The sequence below is a fragment of the Nocardia sp. Tas62D01 genome, from assembly GCF_055232035.1.
Genome location: NZ_JBUYUZ010000001.1, coordinates 2,693,244 through 2,708,922, shown reverse-complemented (window position 1 = coordinate 2,708,922; position 15,679 = coordinate 2,693,244). Strand labels below are relative to the sequence as shown.

The window sequence follows — 15,679 nt, the reverse complement described above, 5'->3', positions numbered from 1 at the left end:
TCGCCTGGTCTAAAGTCCCGGTTCACCCAGTACCGTGTTCTTGTGCGGCTTGGGGTACTCGATGTCGGAAGCAATACCATCCACCTTCTCGTTGTGGACGCCCATCGTGGTGGCCACCCGATGCCGATGAGCTCGACAAAGGCGACATTACGGCTCGCGGAGAATATGGACGGTGCAGGTCGGATCACCGTCCAGGGGGCCGAACGGCTGATCGCCACGGTCGCCGAATTCGCCAGCATCGCCGAGACTTCCAGGTGCGTCGAGCTGATGCCGTTCGCGACCTCGGCGCTGCGTCAGGCGACGAACTCCGATGAGGTGCTCGCCAGGGTGCGGGCCGAGACGGGTGTGGATTTGCAGGTGCTCTCCGGTGTCGACGAGGCCCGGCTGACCTTTCTCGCGGTACGCCGCTGGTACGGCTGGAGCGCGGGCCGCATCCTCAATCTCGATATCGGCGGCGGCTCGCTGGAAATGACCAACGGCGGCGACGAAGAACCTGATGTCGCGATGTCGCTGCAACTGGGCGCCGGTCGGTTGACCAGAGAGTGGCTGCGCGAGGATCCGCCGGGTAAGCGCCGCGTCGGGGTGCTGCGCGACTGGCTCGACGCGGAGCTGGTGACACCCGCGAAACAGCTGATGGATGCGGGTAAGCCGGATCTCGCCGTTGGCACCTCGAAGACCTTTCGTTCGCTGGCCAGGCTTACCGGAGCGGCACCCTCTTCGGCGGGTCTGCGGGTGCGCCGTACACTCACCAGCTCAGGTCTGCGCCAACTGATTGCTTTCATCTCGCGAATGACAGCGTCGGACCGTGCAGAATTGGAAGGCGTAAGTTCCGATCGGTCACAGCAATTGGTGGCTGGCGCATTGGTCGCGGAGGCGAGTATGCGGGCACTATCGCTGGATACCCTCGAGATTTGTCCCTGGGCACTGCGCGAGGGGCTGATCCTGCGCAAACTGGATACTGATATGAACGGTGGACCCCGAGCGACGAGCTCACCTGGACCGGCTGCCGAGACCGGCGGGCCGGCGCCCGGCGGTGGCCCGGCGCTATCCGGCCCGATCGAAACGGTGCCGTCATGAGCGATGACTCCAAACAGCTATCGGTCGCGGAACTGTTGGCCCGCAACGGTCAACAGGGCTCGTCCTCGTCCGGCGGTGGCGGCAGGCGCAGGCGCAGCGGCCGCGGTATTTCCGTTGCTGAGCTGACCGGCGATCTACCGGTCATCCCGGCCGGCGGTGGGCACTCGGCGCATGCCGCGCCCGACGAACCGGCGCTGGAATCCCCGTCGTATGAATCTCCTTCGTATGACGCCTCCTCGTTCGGGGCGTCGGCGTACGAGCCGTCGACCCGCGAGCCCGCGCCGTACGAACCCGCCGCCTACCAGCCCTCGGCGTTCGAATTGCCTGCGCCGGAACCGGTTTCGTATACGCCGCCGCAACCCGCGCCGGAATTGCCGGGCTATTCGCCGATGTCCGGGCCGATCACGCGCTACGACCCGCTGTCGGCGTACGCCGCGCCCGAGCGCGAGCCCGACCCGCCGCCGGGGCGCTCGAACCGGGTCATGCCCGGTCGGGACATGCCGTCGTCGCGGCATGCGGCACCGGCCGATCCGCTGTCGTCGCACACCCCGGTGCCCGATCCATACGCGCCGGTCGATCCCTACGCGACCCCGCTGTCCGGCAACGGCTCGCCCTCGGCGCCGCCGCTCGAGTCCGGACGCACCGGACGCAGACGCAGGGCCGACCCCGGCGAGGCGGCCACCGAAGTACGTCCGCTGCGCGATATCGGCCGAGCGGAGCCGAGCGGCTCGCAGCCGGGTTCGAATCCGGCGCTGCCCGACCGCGGATCGATCAACGGCCGTGCGGGCACCACCAACGGACGCACGGCGCCCGGTACCGACCTACCTGACCGCAACGGATCGAGAATGGGCTGGGCGGCGCGACGCCGCGCGGAGGAGGCCGAGGGCCTCGAACCGTCGACCGCGGCCTGGTCCCCGACCATCAACGGGTTCGCCCAGGATCCGCCCCCCAAGCCGCTGTCTCCGCTGCCGGACCCCCTGGCGAGGTCCAAGGTGCGGGGCCGTGCCCCGAGTCCCGAACCGCCGCCGGAGCCGCCGCGAAGATCGCGGCCAGACGGATCGCGCGGGCCGACCGATCGCGGTCTGCCCGCCTGGTCGGCACGAAAACACAAACCGTCCACTGTGACCCATGATCCGGCACCCGAATCCGACGGGATTCCGGCCGAGGCGTGGTCTCTTGCCAGCCAGGACCAGCAGCTGGTGTCCGGCCAGACGGTGGCAGGCGATCTGCTACGGGACGGTGTCGAGCGGGCCGAACGGGCCGAATCCGAACGCGCGGGCCGGCGCGACACCGATCGCAACAAGCGCGGTCGTGCGAAACGCGATGCGGGCCGGGCGCTGGATATCGTCGATCTGGACGACCGGGACGAGGGCCGCACGGACGTGTACCCGTCCTTCTCGACTGCCGCCGTCGACGAGGACGAGGACGACCTTGCGGCGCATCTCGATTCGGACCATGCGGAAGCCGAGACCAGGTCGCCGCGCCGCTCCCGGGTTGCGCGGAAGGCCGAATCCGACGCCAATCGCAAGCAGTGGATGATCCTCGGCGGGCAGAGCACTGGCGCTGCGGTCGCCGGAATGTTGCTGTTCAAGGGTTTCGAGCGGATGTGGGAGATGCTCCCCTGGGTGGCGCTGGCTTTGGCGATGATCGTGATCCTCGGCCTGGTGGCGCTGGTGCGCATTCTGCGCCGGACAGATGACATCCTCAGCACCGTGATCGCCGTCGTCGTGGGCACCTTCGTCACGCTCGGCCCGCTAGCCTTTCTACTCAGTACGAACTGAGTAGGAGCGGCTGTGGGGAACATCGGGCAGGCGGACGACGCACGGGTGGGAAGTGCTGTCAGCGAGCACCGCCCGGATACAGACCTGCGAACGGAACCCTGCTCGCCCGGGGAACCCGCGGGCGACCCTGGGCAGCAGCAGATCCTGGTCGGCCTGTCGACGGCCTCGGTGTATCCGCAGAACGCCGAGGCGGCGTTCCGCTACGCGGCCGAACTCGGTTATGACGGCATCGAATTGATGGTCTGGGCCGAGCCCGCCAGCCAGAGCATCGCCATCGTGCAGGCCTACACACGCAAGTACTCGGTGCCGGTGATCGCGGTGCACGCGCCGTGCCTGTTGATCTCGCAGCGGGTGTGGGGTTCGGATCCGGTCGCCAAGCTCGAGCGCAGCGTGCGTACCGCCGAGGCGCTCGGCGCGAACGCCGTGGTGGTGCATCCACCGTTCCGCTGGCAGCGCCGGTACGCGGAGGGTTTCGCCGCCCAGGTCGGTGAGCTGGAAGAGCGCAGTCCGGTTATCGTCGCGGTGGAGAACATGTTCCCGATGCGCGCGGACACTCTGCTCGGCCGCAGTGCCAAGGCGGTGAAGCGGCTGGAGCGCCGCGGCGGGCCCGGTCTCGCCCTCACCGCGTTCACTCCGTCCTACGATCCGACCGATACCGGATTCCGGCACTACACGCTGGATCTCTCGCACACCGCGACGGCGGGCGCTGATCCGCTGGCGCTTGCCGCGCGGATGGGCCAGGGCCTTGCGCACCTGCACCTCGCCGATGGCCGTGGTGCGGCGAACGACGAGCACCTGGTGCCCGGCGAGGGTACTCAGCCCTGTGTGGACCTGTGCGCGACACTGGTGCGCACCGGCTTCTCCGGGCACGCAGTGGCCGAGATCAACACCCAGAACGCCCGCACCACCCAGGACCGCGCGGCGATGTTGCACCGAACGCTGGCCTTCGCAAGGCAGTACCTCAACGGCATGGCGCCCGCTCCTACGCCCGCGCCGACCCACGCCAACCAGGTGTGACGACGCTGCGCCCGGTATCGGAGTCCAGCGCGGGCGCGAATCACATGTGAGAACGCCCTCCAAGGTTTCGCGGAGGGGAATGCGGACGCCGAGCCGGGTCGTTCTACGCTGTACGAACGCGGCGTATCAGTAAGGGTCGCGTCTCGGTGACCGCCGCGGGGCCGGCATCGAAGGGAACGCGGCACGCTCTGCTCGCCGATGCGGCCGATGGACGACAGGAGTGACGATGCCGGAGCTGACCGCCGATCTCGATCGGGCCACCGCGACCGAGGCGCCGTTCAGCCAGGTGTGCGCGCTGACCGAAATTCCCGCGACCACCCCGGACACCGGCCGTTACCTGGGCACTATCGACAAGATCTGGACGATCGGCGAGAAGGTGCACGGCGGCACCATGGTCGCTGCCTCCGCCGCGGCCGCCACCAACTGGCTGCGCGCCTCCGATCCGGCACTGGCCGGGATGGCCCCCATCGCGGCCGGCTCCGACTTCCTCGGCGCCCCGGTTCCGGGTGAGGTCGAGTACGAGGTGCGCATCCGCAAGCTCGGCCGTCAGATCTGTCTGGCCGACGCGACCCTGATCCAGGAAGGACGCGGCATGGTGCACACCGCCTTCACCTTCGGGCGCCTCGACGACGCCGATCCGCTCTACGCACCGCAGCACAGCGATATGCCCGCCACACCGCCCGCCGACGCGGTCGGCTATGAAGACGGCTCGCCGATGGGCAGCATTGTCCACGTCGGACAGGGCGCCGAGTTGTACATCGACAAGGAGTGGGCCCGGTTCCTCGCGGGCGAACAGGGAGAACCGCGGCTGCGCCTGTGGATGCGTCCGCGCCCGGCCGATCAACAGGATCCCGATGTCGCGATGTACTTCGCCATGATGTCCGCCGACATGAGCCCGCCGGTCCCGATGAACATGGGCCACTTCGGCTGGGCCCCGACCGTCCAGATGACCACCTACCTGCGTCGCAGGCCCGCGCCCGGCTGGCTGCGCATCATTGCCACCACCCACCAGGTCGGCGCCCGGATGTTCGACGAGGACCAGCTGATCCTCGACTCCACCGGCGCCGTGGTGGCGCAGAGCCGCCAACTGGCGCTGATTCCGCAACGTTGAGCGCCGTCTAACCTTTATCCCCATGACGAGAATTGCGGTGATCGGTGGCGGCCGGATCGGGGAGGCTTTGATTGCCGGGTTGCTCGAATCGGGACGGGCGAGCAAGGACCTGGTGGTCGTCGAGACGTTTTCCGAGCGGGCCGAGCTGATCGCCAACCGTTTCGGTGTCCGGGTGACCAACTCGGCGACCGACGCGGCGGTGGGTGCGGATCTGGTGGTGGTCGCCGTCAAGCCGGGTGATATCGACAGCGTGCTGACCGAGCTCGGCAAGGCCGAACTCGGTGGCGACCGCGATCAGGTGCTGGTGTCGCTGGCGGCCGGGGTGCCGACGGCGCGGTTGGAGGCGAAGATGCCCGCGGGGTTCCCGGTGGTGCGGGTGATGCCGAATACCCCGATGCTGGTCGGCCAGGGCATGAGCGTGCTGGCCCCGGGTCGCTATGCGCGACCGGAGCAGTTGGCCCAGGTGACCGAGCTGCTCAGCTCGGTCGGCAAGGTGGTCACCGTCGCGGAGTCACAAATGGACGCGGTGACGGCGGTGTCGGGTTCCGGGCCCGCGTACTTCTTCTTGGTCGCCGAGGCGATGGTGGACGCGGGCGTCGGGCTCGGCCTGACCAGGGATGTCGCCAGCCAGCTGGTGGTGCAGACCATGGTCGGCTCGGCGGCTCTGCTCGACGACGCGCAACAGAGCGCGGTGGAGCTGCGTGCCGCGGTGACCTCCCCGGCGGGCACCACCGCCGCGGCGCTGCGCGAGTTGGAGCGCGGTGGCGTCCGTTCGGCATTTCTGGAGGCATTACACGCTGCCAAGCAGCGGTCCGCGGAACAGGGCCGGTCTACGGAGTGACCGGTCGGTCCCCTGTAAGCAAACCTTATTTCTCACACCCGTCGCAGTAATCCCACTGGTCCCGCTAAGCTTCAAGGAGCACGTGCGTGTCTGTTCCGCCGGTGGGGAAGCCGGCGGCGCGGGCGTGCCGGAGGTCAATGGTGCAATGATGTCTAATAAGATGTCTGCAAATAGCTCAGGGACGTCGCCAGGCGGTTCTGGACCATCGAGCGGCCGGGCTGGTTCCCGGGCGCAAAGCGGTTCGGCAGCGCAGACGCCACCCGTGCTCGGCGGTGGCACCCAGTTCCTCACCGTCGCCGAGGTAGCGAATTTGATGCGGGTGTCCAAAATGACGGTCTATCGGCTCGTGCACTCGGGTGAGTTGCCCGCTGTGCGGGTCGGTCGTTCGTTCCGGGTGCATGCCAAGGCTGTACACGACTACCTGGAGACGTCCTACTTCGACGCTGGATGAGGCGATTTCATTCGCTTCCAGGTGTCCCGGTAGGATGAACCCTCGGTTCGTGTTCGCCTGCCGGCGGCACCGTCTCGTGGTGTCCGGTGGCCGTCGGCGGCGCGGACGCTGAGTACGGCGTACGTGATTGGCGTGCGCGCCGAGTAGAGAGAACGCGAGGAACAACCCTATGGGTTCTGTGATCAAGAAGCGTCGCAAGCGCATGTCGAAGAAGAAGCACCGCAAGCTGCTTCGTCGCACCCGCGTTCAACGGCGCAAACTCGGCAAGTGAGTAGCTGTGCGTTAGCTGAGGAGCCCGCCACCGATCCGGTGGCGGGCTTTTCGTTTTGAAACGCCGCAGTTTGAAACACATTTGTGTCGGGTGACTGAAGTCATCGTTAGAACCTGGTTAATACTCTCGGCCGGTCGAAGGGCAGCGGTTACGCTGGAACCGCGATAAATGAAATGGGGGCTGTCGAGTTGGGATCCGGTGCAGTGGGATCTGAGATAAGAGACGCACATACACCCAAGGTCGTGCTGGTCACCGGCGCGAGCCGGTTCTTCGGCGGCAATGTAGTGGCAAGGCTCGCCCAGGATCCCCGCATCGAACGCATCCTCGCCGTCGACACCATGACCCCGAGTCTCGAGCTGTCCCGCCGCATGGGGCGGGCCGAATTCATTCGCGCCGATATTCGAAATCCGTTGATCCGCAAGGTGATCGGCGGCAGCGACGTGGACACCGTTGTGCACGCCGCGATGCTGGTTCGCCCGCCCGCCGGTGGCGGCAGGGCGGTGATGAAGGACCTCAACGTCCTCGGCGCCATGCAGCTGTTCGCGGTCTGTCAGAAGTCGCCGTCGGTGCGTCGGGTGGTGGTGCGCTCGACCTCGGCAGTATACGGATGCAGCGCGAAGGATCCCGCGAAATTCACCGAAGAAATGAGCGCGCACAGACCACCGAGTGGTGGATTTGCGCGCGACATGATCGAAATCGAGGGTTTCGTTCGTGGGCTCGCTCGGCGACGTCACGATATGGCGACCGCGATTTTGCGTTTCGCACCGATCGTCGGTCCGCGACTAGGCAGTCGCGGTGTGCAAATTCTGCGTTCGCCGGTGGCGCCGACGGTGTTCGGCCGGGACGCCAGGATGCAGCTGGTGCACGAGGAGGACGCCGTCGCCGCGCTGGCCCATGCAGTGCAGGTCGCGCCCGGCGGCACCTACAACATCGCTGGAGACGGCGCGCTGGCGTTGTCGCAGGCGGTGCGCCGTGCTGGCCGCATCGAACTACCGATCCCCTTCACGCTGTTCCGCACCGCGGGCCGGACTCTGATGGGCCCGGTGATGCGTGAATTCACCACCGAACAACTCGACTACTTCCATTTCGGCTGTGGTCTGGACACCACTCGTATGCGCACCGAACTCGGGTTCGTGCCGCGCTGGACGACGGTGCAGGCTTTCGACGACTTTATCGCGGGCGCAGCGTCGCGGCCCGTCGTCGATCCCGCGTGGATCGATGCCGCAGAAAAGAAACTGCTCGGCCTGCTCGGGGCCGGTACGGGAGCACATTCATGAATGACGTAGCGAAAGTCATCCAACTCCACGATCTGAATATCGAGGCGCGGGCGCGACCCAGCGCGCGCCGGTGGCCGGAACCGGCGACCGGTGCGCCGGCGCCGACCCAGGTGACCTCCCTGACCGAACGCCTTGCGGCCATCGACCCCGAAGCGTCGCAATCGTTGTCGGACCTGGTGCGCGGCGCCATCGGCAAGCAGATCGGCAAGACCGCGGATTTCGCGCGGCGCAGGCTCAGCGGCGACTACCAGGTCGACGAGTTCGGCTTCGACGAGCATCTGCTCGAGTCGCTCATCCTGCCCGCGCTGCGCCCGCTGTCGGACTTCTGGTTCCGGGTGCAGGTCTCCGGGATGGAGAACATTCCGGAGGTGGGTGGTGCGCTGATCGTCGCCAACCACGCGGGCACGGTCCCGATCGATGGACTGATGCTGCAGCTGGCGGTCCACGACCACCACCCGAAGCAGCGGGCGTTGCGGCTGCTGGCCGCCGACCTCATCTTCGAAATCCTGGTGCTCGGCGAGCTGGCACGCAAGGCCGGGCATACCCTGGCCTGCCGCCCCGACGCTGAACGACTGCTGCGCTCCGGCGAGCTGACCGGGGTGTTCCCCGAGGGCTTCAAGGGTGTCGGCAAGCAGTACACCGACCGCTACAAGCTGCAGCGCTTCGGTCGCGGCGGATTCGTGGCCGCCGCGGTGCGCACCGGCGTGCCGATCATCCCGTGCTCGATCGTCGGCTCGGAGGAGATCTACCCGAAGCTGGCCGACATCAAGCCGCTGGCCCGGCTGCTCAACCTGCCGTATTTCCCGGTGACCCCGCTGTTCCCGCACCTCGGCCTGCTCGGTGCGGTGCCGCTGCCCTCGAAGTGGTACATCGAATTCGGCACCCCGATCGCCACCACCGGCTACGAGGCCGAGGCCGCCGACGACCCGATGACGATGTTCGAGGTCACCGACCAGGTCCGCGAGAACATCCAGCAGACCCTCTACAAACTGCTCACCAAGCGCCGCAACGTCTTCACCGGCTGACTGTGTCCAATTTGCAGCGCCTGCGGCACTGCGTGTTCGCGGCCCCGAAGGCTCGCGTCCGAGCGGTGCGAGACTCGCGACTTCGTCGCATGCGCTTCGGCCACTCGGACGCGAGCCGGCCGCGAACGGCGCTCGTAAGACTCGCGCCGTGGTGGTCAGCAGACCAGAAGCAACTGTGTTTGATTTGCAGCGCCTGCGGCGCGCGTAAGGCTCGCTCCGTGTTGTTGCATAAGTAGAGGTGTTGCGGTCGGACGTGCGCCGGTTTGCGGGTCAGTGGTCGCGGCGGCGGGTGACCGCAGCGGCGACGGCGCCACCCGCGGCGCCGAGCACGAGCGCGGTCGGCACGCCGATCTTGGCGGCCTTGCGGCCGGTGCGGAAATCCCGGATTTCCCAGCCCCGGTTCTTGGCGACCTCGCGCAGATCCGAATCCGGGTTGATCGCGACCGCGGTGCCGACCAGCGATAGCATCGGCACGTCGTTGTGGCTGTCGGAGTAGGCGGTACAACGCTTGAGGTTCAAGCCTTCACGGATGGCAAGGGTGCGCACCGCGTGCGCTTTGCCGAGGCCGTGCAGGATGTCGCCGACCAGTCGCCCGGTGAATTTGCCGTCCACACTTTCGGCGACGGTACCGAGCGCGCCGGTGAGGCCGAGCCGCTTAGCGATCACCTGGGCCAGCTCGACCGGCGTCGCGGTGACCAGCCACACCTGCTGTCCGGCGTCCAGGTGCATTTGCGCGAGAGCCCTTGTGCCGGGCCAGATCTTGTCGGCGATGATCTCGTCGTAGATCTCCTCACCGAGGGCGGCCAGTTCGGCGGTCGGACGCCCGGCGATGAACGCCAGCGCCTTTTCCCGGCCGCTGGCCATATCGGTGCTGTTCTCCTTGCCGGTGATCCGGAACTTGACCTGTTTCCAGGCCACGTCCACCAGGTCGGAGGTCTTGAAGTACTTGCGCGCCGCCAACCCACGGGCGAAGTGCACGATCGACGCACCCTGAACCATGGTGTTGTCGACATCGAAGAACGCGGCCGCGGTCAGGTCGCCGGGCGCCTCGGGCCCGGTGGTTTCGTGTTCGGCGGCCGCCAGGTCGGCATCGTGCAGCGTCAGCGCCGCATCCGCGCTGGCCTCACCGGCGAGATTGGCCCGCAGCTCTTCCTCGCTCGGGCCGAAGGGGCTGCGGGAGATGCGCGCGAGCTGGTCCTGCAGCCCCTGGCCGAGCCAGCCCTGGTTCCATCGCACCGGAAACTCGCCGAATCGTCCTGCGATGAAGCCGGCCTTTGCCACCTTCGATTGTTCCGGCACCAGTACCTCCGCCCGTCGCGCGAACCACGTCCACCCTAGCCGGAAGCGGTGACAGTTACGGCCTTACCGTGCGCACCGAATAGGGCGTGGCGAGGGGATTTAATATCCGTCATGACCAATCCCACACATTCGGTGACTCTGCTGACGAGATCCGGCTGCGGCCTGTGTGTCACCGCACTGCAGCAGTTGCGGGCGATCTGTGCCGACTTCGGGATCGAGCCGGCCACGCTGGATGTCGACGAAGCGGCCGATACCGACCCTGGCCTGCGCGCGGAGTACGGCGACCGGCTTCCCGTCGTGCTGCTCGACGGTCGAGAGCACAGCTATTTCGATGTCGACGAGCCGCGATTGCGGGCCGATTTGACCCGCTGAGGGAAAGCTGATCCTGTCCGTTCCGCCCCACGGCTGGTCGCGGCGGAAAATGAGGCCAGATTCACCGACTTTGTGCAGGGCTTCACAAGCAGTTACGGTGGTGGCACGCGGCCCGCATGCCGAGGCTGCGGACATCGCGTAATGAAACCCAGCATTCCGATACTTCGACCATGGCACCGGACCGCCCCGGGCAAGAGGTCGAACTGCGAACCGGACTCGAGCAGGCCGGAACGAGGAGCCGACGACGTGACAGAGCAGCATGAGGCGCCAGGCGGCGTCTCCGGCCGGGCTCTGCAGAAGGACATCCCACAGGCCACTGTTGCACGGCTGGCCAGCTATCTCCGGGTCCTCGCCATGTTGGCCGACGATAGTGTGCTCATCGTATCGAGTGAGGAACTGGCTGTCGCGGCGGGTGTCAATTCCGCCAAGTTGCGCAAGGACCTTTCCTTCCTCGGCCCGAACGGCGTCCGGGGTGTCGGCTACGACGTCGCCAAACTACGCACCAGGATCGAGGACGTGCTCGGTCTGTCGCAGGGACATCGGGTGGTACTGGTCGGCGCGGGAAATCTGGGTCGCGCTTTAGTGGGCTACGGCGGCTTCCGGCGGCGCGGGTTCACCGTGGTCGGCATGTTCGACAGCCACCCCGACATAATCGGCCTCCAGGTCGCAGGTCTTGTCGTGCGAGATGTGGCGGGGCTGGCCGAGGCCGTCGCGGCGCTGGAGCCCACCATCGCGGTGATCACCGTCCCCGATGACGCGGCGCAGGGCGTGTGCGACCGCTTGGTCGCCGCGGGACTGCAGTCGATTCTGAGCTTTGCCCCGAGCGAGTTGACCGCCCACGAAGGGGTCGAGGTCCGGCGGGTCGATCTGGCTGTCGAAATGCAGATGCTTTCCTTCGATGCTTCCCGCAACGCACCGCCGTTGCCCGAAGTGGCCCACGCGGTGTCCGGCCGCATCGCACATCGCGTGCATCCGGCGCTCAATCGTTCGGCAACCTCGCATTCGGCAACGGAGCCAAGCAGCAAGGGATCGGTGGTTACACCATGAGTATTCTTCTGGTCGGGATTTCGCATCGGAGCGCTCCCGTCTCGGTATTGGAAAAGGTCGCGATCGCCGACGCGGACCGGCCCAAGCTGATCGAACGAATGCTCACCTCCGGCCACGTTTCCGAGGCGATGATCGTCTCCACCTGCAACCGCGTCGAGGTTTACGCGGTGGTCGACGCCTTCCACGGCGGTCTCGCCGAGGTCGGCGATCTGCTGACCAAGCATTCCGGATTGCCGCTGCCGGATCTGACCAAGCACGCTTACGTTCGCTACAGCGAGGCCGCCGCTGAGCATCTGTTCGCGGTGGCCAGCGGCCTGGATTCGATGGTGATCGGCGAGCAGCAGGTGCTCAGCCAGATCCGCAGCGCCTACGCCTCCGCCGATGCCCAGCAGGCGGTCGGGCGCACCCTGCACGAGCTGGCCCAGCACGCACTGCGGGTCGGCAAGCGGGTGCATTCCGAGACCGGCATCGATAGGGCTGGCGCCTCGGTGGTGTCGGTGGCGCTGGATCGAGCACAGCAGGTGCTCGGTGCGCTCGGCGGCCAGACGGCCGTGGTAGTCGGCGCCGGTGCGATGGGCGGCCTTGCGGTAGCTCATCTTTCGCGGGCCGGCATCGGCCGCATCGTCGTGGTGAACCGCACCATCGAGCGGGCCTCACGGCTCGCGGAGACTGCGCGCTCCCACGGGGTCGAGGCGGACGCGATGGAGCTGTCCCGGCTGATCGAGGCGATGGCGGCCGCGGATGTCGTCATCACCTGTACCGGCGCGGTCGGCGCCGTGGTGACGCTGGCCGACACCCACCGTGCCCTGTCCTATCGTGGGCGCGGCATCGAATCTTTTTCGACCGAACGGCCATTGGTCTTCTGCGACCTCGGCCTGCCCCGCGACATCGAGCACGCGGTCGCCGGACTGCCCGGTGTAACGGTCATCGACATCGAGACCCTGCAGCGCGATCCGGCGGCCGGTGCGGCCGCCGACGATACCGCCGCCGCCCGCGCGATCGTGGCCGACGAACTCGCGAAATACCTTGCGGGCCAGCGGATGGCCGAGGTGACGCCGACCGTGGCCGCGCTGCGGCAGCGCGCGGCAGAGGTGGTCGAGGCCGAACTACTCAGACTCGATTCGCGGCTGCCAGGTCTGGCCGACCCGGAGCGAGACGAGGTCGCACGCACCGTGCGCCGCGTGGTCGACAAGCTACTGCACGCGCCTACGGTGCGGGTCAAGCAGCTGGCCTCCACGCCGGGCGGCGACAGCTACGCCGAGGCGCTGCGGGAATTGTTCGAACTCAAACCCGGTGCGGCGCAAGCGGTTGCCGCGCCGATGGAGATCAACGCGCGCGGCCTGGAGGGCGGGGCCATTCGCTTCGCCGGCGATGGCGAGATCGTGCTCGCCGACGACTTCACCGCCGGCCACCTCGGCGACGAACGGGGGCAGTCCGCATGACCATCGCGCAGGAAGAGGACAACGTGACCGCAGGCAGCACAGGCGCGCCGTGGCGGATCGGCACCCGAGGCAGTCTGCTGGCGCTCACCCAGTCCGGCACCGTTCGCGACGCTCTCATCGCGGCGGGGCACGAGGCGGAGCTGGTCGTCATCAGGACCGCGGGCGACAAGAACGCGTCGGATCCGGTGCAGCAGATCGGCGTCGGGGTGTTCACCTCCGCGCTGCGTGACGAACTGGCCGCCGGATCCATCGACATCGCGGTGCACTCCTACAAGGACCTGCCGACCGCCCCCGACCCGCGCTTCACCATCGCCGCCATCCCGACCCGCGAGGATCCGCGCGACGCCCTGGTGGCCCGTGACGGGCTGGTGCTCGGTGAACTGCCAGCCGGTTCCCGGATCGGCACCTCCGCGCCGCGCCGTGCGGCGCAGCTGCGTGCCCTCGGACTCGGCCTGGAAATCGTGCCGTTGCGTGGCAATCTCGACACCCGGCTGCGCAAGGTCTCCGACGGCGAACTCGACGCGGTCGTGGTGGCCAGAGCGGGGCTCGCCAGAATCGAACGCCTCGACGTGGTCACCGAGGCACTGGAGCCGGTGCAGTTGCTGCCCGCTCCGGCCCAGGGTGCGCTCGCGGTCGAATGCCGAACCGACGACACCGCATTGGTCGAGGTGCTGACCGGACTCGACGATGCCGCCACCCGCGCGGCCGTCGTCGCGGAGCGGGCCCTGCTCGCCGAGTTGGAGGCAGGCTGCACCGCACCGATCGGCGCGCTCGCCGAGGTCGTCGAATCACTCGACGACGACGGCCGGATTGTCGACGAACTCTCGCTACGCGGATGCGCGGCGGCAGTCGACGGGTCCGAGGTGCTGCGCGCGTCCATCGTCGGCGCGCCCGAGCGCGCGGCCGATCTTGGCCGAGCGCTGGCCCGCGAGCTGTTGGAGCTCGGTGCGCGCGAGCTGCTCAGCAGCACTGAACCGGATGCGCCCGGTTCCCCCACACAGGCGGTGAATCCGCCCGCCACAGACTTTGTCGATCCCAGCCCAATGGAGAACAGCCGATGAGCAGCCGAGCTACCAAGAAGCATCCTGGTCGGATCCTTTTCGTCGGGTCCGGTCCCGGCGACCCGGCGCTGCTGACAATGCGGGCGCGTGAGGTGCTCGGACGTGCGACGCTGGCGTTCACCGATCCCGATGTCGACAGGGGCGTGCTCGCCCTGATCGGCACCGCGGTCGAGCCGGAAGCCGATGGAGAGCGTCCCGTCGACGTGCGCCCCGCGCTCGGTGAACCCGCCGAGGTGGCGAAGACGCTGATCGCCGAGGCGCGCAACGGCAATGACGTGGTCCGGGTGGTCGCGGGTGATCCGCTCACCACCGACGCCGTGATCGCCGAGGTTACCGCGGTCACCCGCTCGCACATGGTGTTCGAGGTACTGCCCGGCCTGCCCGGCGGCTCGGCGGTGCCCAGCTACGCGGGGATCGCGCTCGGCTCCGGGCACACCGAGGCGGACGTGCGCGGCGAGGTCGACTGGGCCGCGCTCGCGGCCGCACCCGGCCCGCTGGTGCTGCACGCGACCTCGGGTCATCTGGCCGAAACCGCCAGTGCCCTTGTCGAACACGGCATGGCACCGCAGACCCCGGTCGCGGTGACCGTGCGCGGCACCACCCGCCAGCAGCGCACCATCGAGGCCACCCTGGCCACGCTCAACAGCGCCGCCTCCGAGTTGGTCGGCCCGCTGGTGGTGACCATCGGCAAGGTGGTCGCGCAGCGCTCCAAGATGTCCTGGTGGGAGTCGCGCGCGCTGTACGGCTGGACCGTGCTGGTGCCACGCACCAAGGACCAGGCCGGCGAGATGAGCGAGCGGCTGGTGACGCACGGCGCCATCCCGATGGAGGTGCCGACCATCGCGGTGGAGCCGCCGCGCAGCCCGGCGCAGATGGAACGCGCGGTCAAGGGTTTGGTCGACGGACGCTACCAGTGGGTGGTGTTCACCTCCACCAACGCGGTGCGCGCGGTGTGGGAGAAGTTCGCCGAATTCGGTTTGGACGCGCGTGCGTTCTCCGGTGTGAAGATCGCCTGCGTGGGCGAGGCCACCGCCGAGAAGGTGCGTTCGTTCGGCATCAATCCCGAACTGGTGCCAAGCGGTGAGCAGTCCTCCGAGGGCCTGCTGGCCGACTTCCCGCCCTATGACGACGTTTTCGATCCGGTGAACCGAGTGCTGTTGCCGCGCGCGGACATTGCCACCGAGACCCTGGCCGAAGGTCTGCGCGACCGCGGCTGGGAGATCGACGACGTGACGGCCTACCGCACGGTGCGCGCCTCGCCGCCGCCCGCCGAGACCCGCGAGATGATCAAGACCGGCGGTTTCGACGCGGTACTGTTCACCTCGTCCTCCACGGTCCGCAACCTGGTAGGCATCGCGGGCAAGCCGCACGCGCGCACCATCGTCGCGTGCATCGGCCCGAAGACCGCCGAGACGGCCATCGAATTCGGCCTGCGCGTGGACGTGCAGCCCGAGGTCGCTCAGGTCGGCCCGCTGGTCGAGGCGCTGGCCGAGCACGCCGCCCGACTGCGCGCCGAAGGCCTGCTGCCGCCGCCGCGCAAGAAGAGCCGCCGCAGCAGGTAACGGGCCCGAGGTGCCGCGAAACGCCCACCACGCTGTGGGCGTTTC

Annotated in this window: 15 protein-coding genes; 14 read left to right on the top strand and 1 reads right to left on the bottom strand. The window is 67.9% G+C overall.

The genetic code is table 11. The features are described from left to right. The first annotated feature begins 42 nt into the window (after window positions 1-42). From ACV7NQ_RS13275 to ACV7NQ_RS13235, 9 genes are all read left to right on the top strand, one after another. Window positions 43-1,077, top strand: coding sequence for a Ppx/GppA family phosphatase (locus ACV7NQ_RS13275; RefSeq protein ID WP_463359914.1), 1,035 nt, complete (start codon window positions 43-45; stop codon window positions 1,075-1,077). Beyond that, entirely contained in the window at window positions 1,074-2,858 is a 1,785-nt protein-coding gene (locus ACV7NQ_RS13270) for a hypothetical protein (RefSeq protein ID WP_463359913.1), read from the top strand. Before ACV7NQ_RS13275 ends, ACV7NQ_RS13270 begins: the two co-directional genes overlap by 4 nt. A 141-nt stretch (window positions 2,859-2,999) precedes the next feature. Continuing rightward, window positions 3,000-3,875: a sugar phosphate isomerase/epimerase family protein gene (locus tag ACV7NQ_RS13265; protein WP_463365654.1), complete on the top strand. Its 876-nt coding sequence runs from the start codon at window positions 3,000-3,002 to the stop codon at window positions 3,873-3,875. Between the two features lie 226 nt (window positions 3,876-4,101). After that, window positions 4,102-4,986 (top strand): thioesterase family protein, encoded by an 885-nt coding sequence (locus ACV7NQ_RS13260; RefSeq protein ID WP_463359912.1) that lies wholly within the window; start codon window positions 4,102-4,104, stop codon window positions 4,984-4,986. A 22-nt stretch (window positions 4,987-5,008) separates the two neighbouring features. Beyond that, window positions 5,009-5,827 (top strand): pyrroline-5-carboxylate reductase, encoded by an 819-nt coding sequence (gene proC, locus ACV7NQ_RS13255; RefSeq protein ID WP_463359911.1) that lies wholly within the window; start codon window positions 5,009-5,011, stop codon window positions 5,825-5,827. Window positions 5,828-5,987: 160 nt separating this feature from the next. After that, complete coding sequence (locus ACV7NQ_RS13250) at window positions 5,988-6,278, top strand: helix-turn-helix domain-containing protein (protein WP_463365653.1); 291 nt, start codon at window positions 5,988-5,990, stop codon at window positions 6,276-6,278. A 169-nt stretch (window positions 6,279-6,447) separates the two neighbouring features. Further along, window positions 6,448-6,549, top strand: a complete 102-nt coding sequence (locus ACV7NQ_RS13245) for a 30S ribosomal protein bS22 (RefSeq protein ID WP_003402602.1) — start codon at window positions 6,448-6,450, stop codon at window positions 6,547-6,549. A gap of 173 nt (window positions 6,550-6,722) precedes the next feature. Then, entirely contained in the window at window positions 6,723-7,826 is a 1,104-nt protein-coding gene (locus ACV7NQ_RS13240) for an NAD-dependent epimerase/dehydratase family protein (RefSeq protein WP_463359910.1), read from the top strand. Next, window positions 7,823-8,851, top strand: coding sequence for a lysophospholipid acyltransferase family protein (locus tag ACV7NQ_RS13235; RefSeq protein WP_463359909.1), 1,029 nt, complete (start codon window positions 7,823-7,825; stop codon window positions 8,849-8,851). The genes ACV7NQ_RS13240 and ACV7NQ_RS13235 overlap by 4 nt, the downstream gene beginning before the upstream one ends. Before the next feature lie 270 nt (window positions 8,852-9,121). Here the strand turns inward: ACV7NQ_RS13235 and ACV7NQ_RS13230 are convergent, their stop codons facing one another. Beyond that, a complete protein-coding gene (locus ACV7NQ_RS13230; protein WP_463365652.1) occupies window positions 9,122-10,054 on the bottom strand; it encodes an HAD family hydrolase in 933 nt (310 codons plus the stop codon). A gap of 207 nt (window positions 10,055-10,261) precedes the next feature. Here ACV7NQ_RS13230 and ACV7NQ_RS13225 point away from each other — a divergent pair, with 207 nt between their 5' ends. The 5 genes from ACV7NQ_RS13225 to ACV7NQ_RS13205 all read left to right on the top strand — a co-directional run bounded on the left by ACV7NQ_RS13225 (window position 10,262) and on the right by ACV7NQ_RS13205 (window position 15,634). Continuing rightward, window positions 10,262-10,522: a glutaredoxin family protein gene (locus ACV7NQ_RS13225; RefSeq protein ID WP_463359908.1), complete on the top strand. Its 261-nt coding sequence runs from the start codon at window positions 10,262-10,264 to the stop codon at window positions 10,520-10,522. A gap of 246 nt (window positions 10,523-10,768) precedes the next feature. Beyond that, entirely contained in the window at window positions 10,769-11,569 is an 801-nt protein-coding gene (locus ACV7NQ_RS13220) for a redox-sensing transcriptional repressor Rex (protein WP_463359907.1), read from the top strand. Beyond that, window positions 11,566-13,011, top strand: coding sequence for a glutamyl-tRNA reductase (locus ACV7NQ_RS13215; protein WP_463359906.1), 1,446 nt, complete (start codon window positions 11,566-11,568; stop codon window positions 13,009-13,011). Before ACV7NQ_RS13220 ends, ACV7NQ_RS13215 begins: the two co-directional genes overlap by 4 nt. Further along, window positions 13,008-14,072, top strand: a complete 1,065-nt coding sequence (gene hemC, locus ACV7NQ_RS13210) for a hydroxymethylbilane synthase (protein WP_463359905.1) — start codon at window positions 13,008-13,010, stop codon at window positions 14,070-14,072. The genes ACV7NQ_RS13215 and hemC overlap by 4 nt, the downstream gene beginning before the upstream one ends. Continuing rightward, the gene (locus tag ACV7NQ_RS13205; protein WP_463359904.1) at window positions 14,069-15,634 is read left to right on the top strand and encodes a bifunctional uroporphyrinogen-III C-methyltransferase/uroporphyrinogen-III synthase; all 1,566 of its coding nucleotides are present in this window, start codon (window positions 14,069-14,071) and stop codon (window positions 15,632-15,634) included. Before hemC ends, ACV7NQ_RS13205 begins: the two co-directional genes overlap by 4 nt. Window positions 15,635-15,679: the final 45 nt, after the last annotated feature.

What these genes read in the sequence shown, in the direction of transcription:
- ACV7NQ_RS13240 (WP_463359910.1), top strand. Translation starts at nt 6,723, where the DNA reads ATGGGGGCTGTCGAGTTGGGATCCGGTGCAGTGGGATCTGAGATAAGA.
- ACV7NQ_RS13235 (WP_463359909.1), top strand. Translation starts at nt 7,823, where the DNA reads ATGAATGACGTAGCGAAAGTCATCCAACTCCACGATCTGAATATCGAG.
- ACV7NQ_RS13250 (WP_463365653.1), top strand. Translation starts at nt 5,988, where the DNA reads ATGTCTGCAAATAGCTCAGGGACGTCGCCAGGCGGTTCTGGACCATCG.
- ACV7NQ_RS13245 (WP_003402602.1), top strand. Translation starts at nt 6,448, where the DNA reads ATGGGTTCTGTGATCAAGAAGCGTCGCAAGCGCATGTCGAAGAAGAAG.
- ACV7NQ_RS13270 (WP_463359913.1), top strand. Translation starts at nt 1,074, where the DNA reads ATGAGCGATGACTCCAAACAGCTATCGGTCGCGGAACTGTTGGCCCGC.
- hemC (WP_463359905.1), top strand. Translation starts at nt 13,008, where the DNA reads ATGACCATCGCGCAGGAAGAGGACAACGTGACCGCAGGCAGCACAGGC.
- ACV7NQ_RS13225 (WP_463359908.1), top strand. Translation starts at nt 10,262, where the DNA reads ATGACCAATCCCACACATTCGGTGACTCTGCTGACGAGATCCGGCTGC.
- proC (WP_463359911.1), top strand. Translation starts at nt 5,009, where the DNA reads ATGACGAGAATTGCGGTGATCGGTGGCGGCCGGATCGGGGAGGCTTTG.
- ACV7NQ_RS13260 (WP_463359912.1), top strand. Translation starts at nt 4,102, where the DNA reads ATGCCGGAGCTGACCGCCGATCTCGATCGGGCCACCGCGACCGAGGCG.
- ACV7NQ_RS13205 (WP_463359904.1), top strand. Translation starts at nt 14,069, where the DNA reads ATGAGCAGCCGAGCTACCAAGAAGCATCCTGGTCGGATCCTTTTCGTC.
- ACV7NQ_RS13215 (WP_463359906.1), top strand. Translation starts at nt 11,566, where the DNA reads ATGAGTATTCTTCTGGTCGGGATTTCGCATCGGAGCGCTCCCGTCTCG.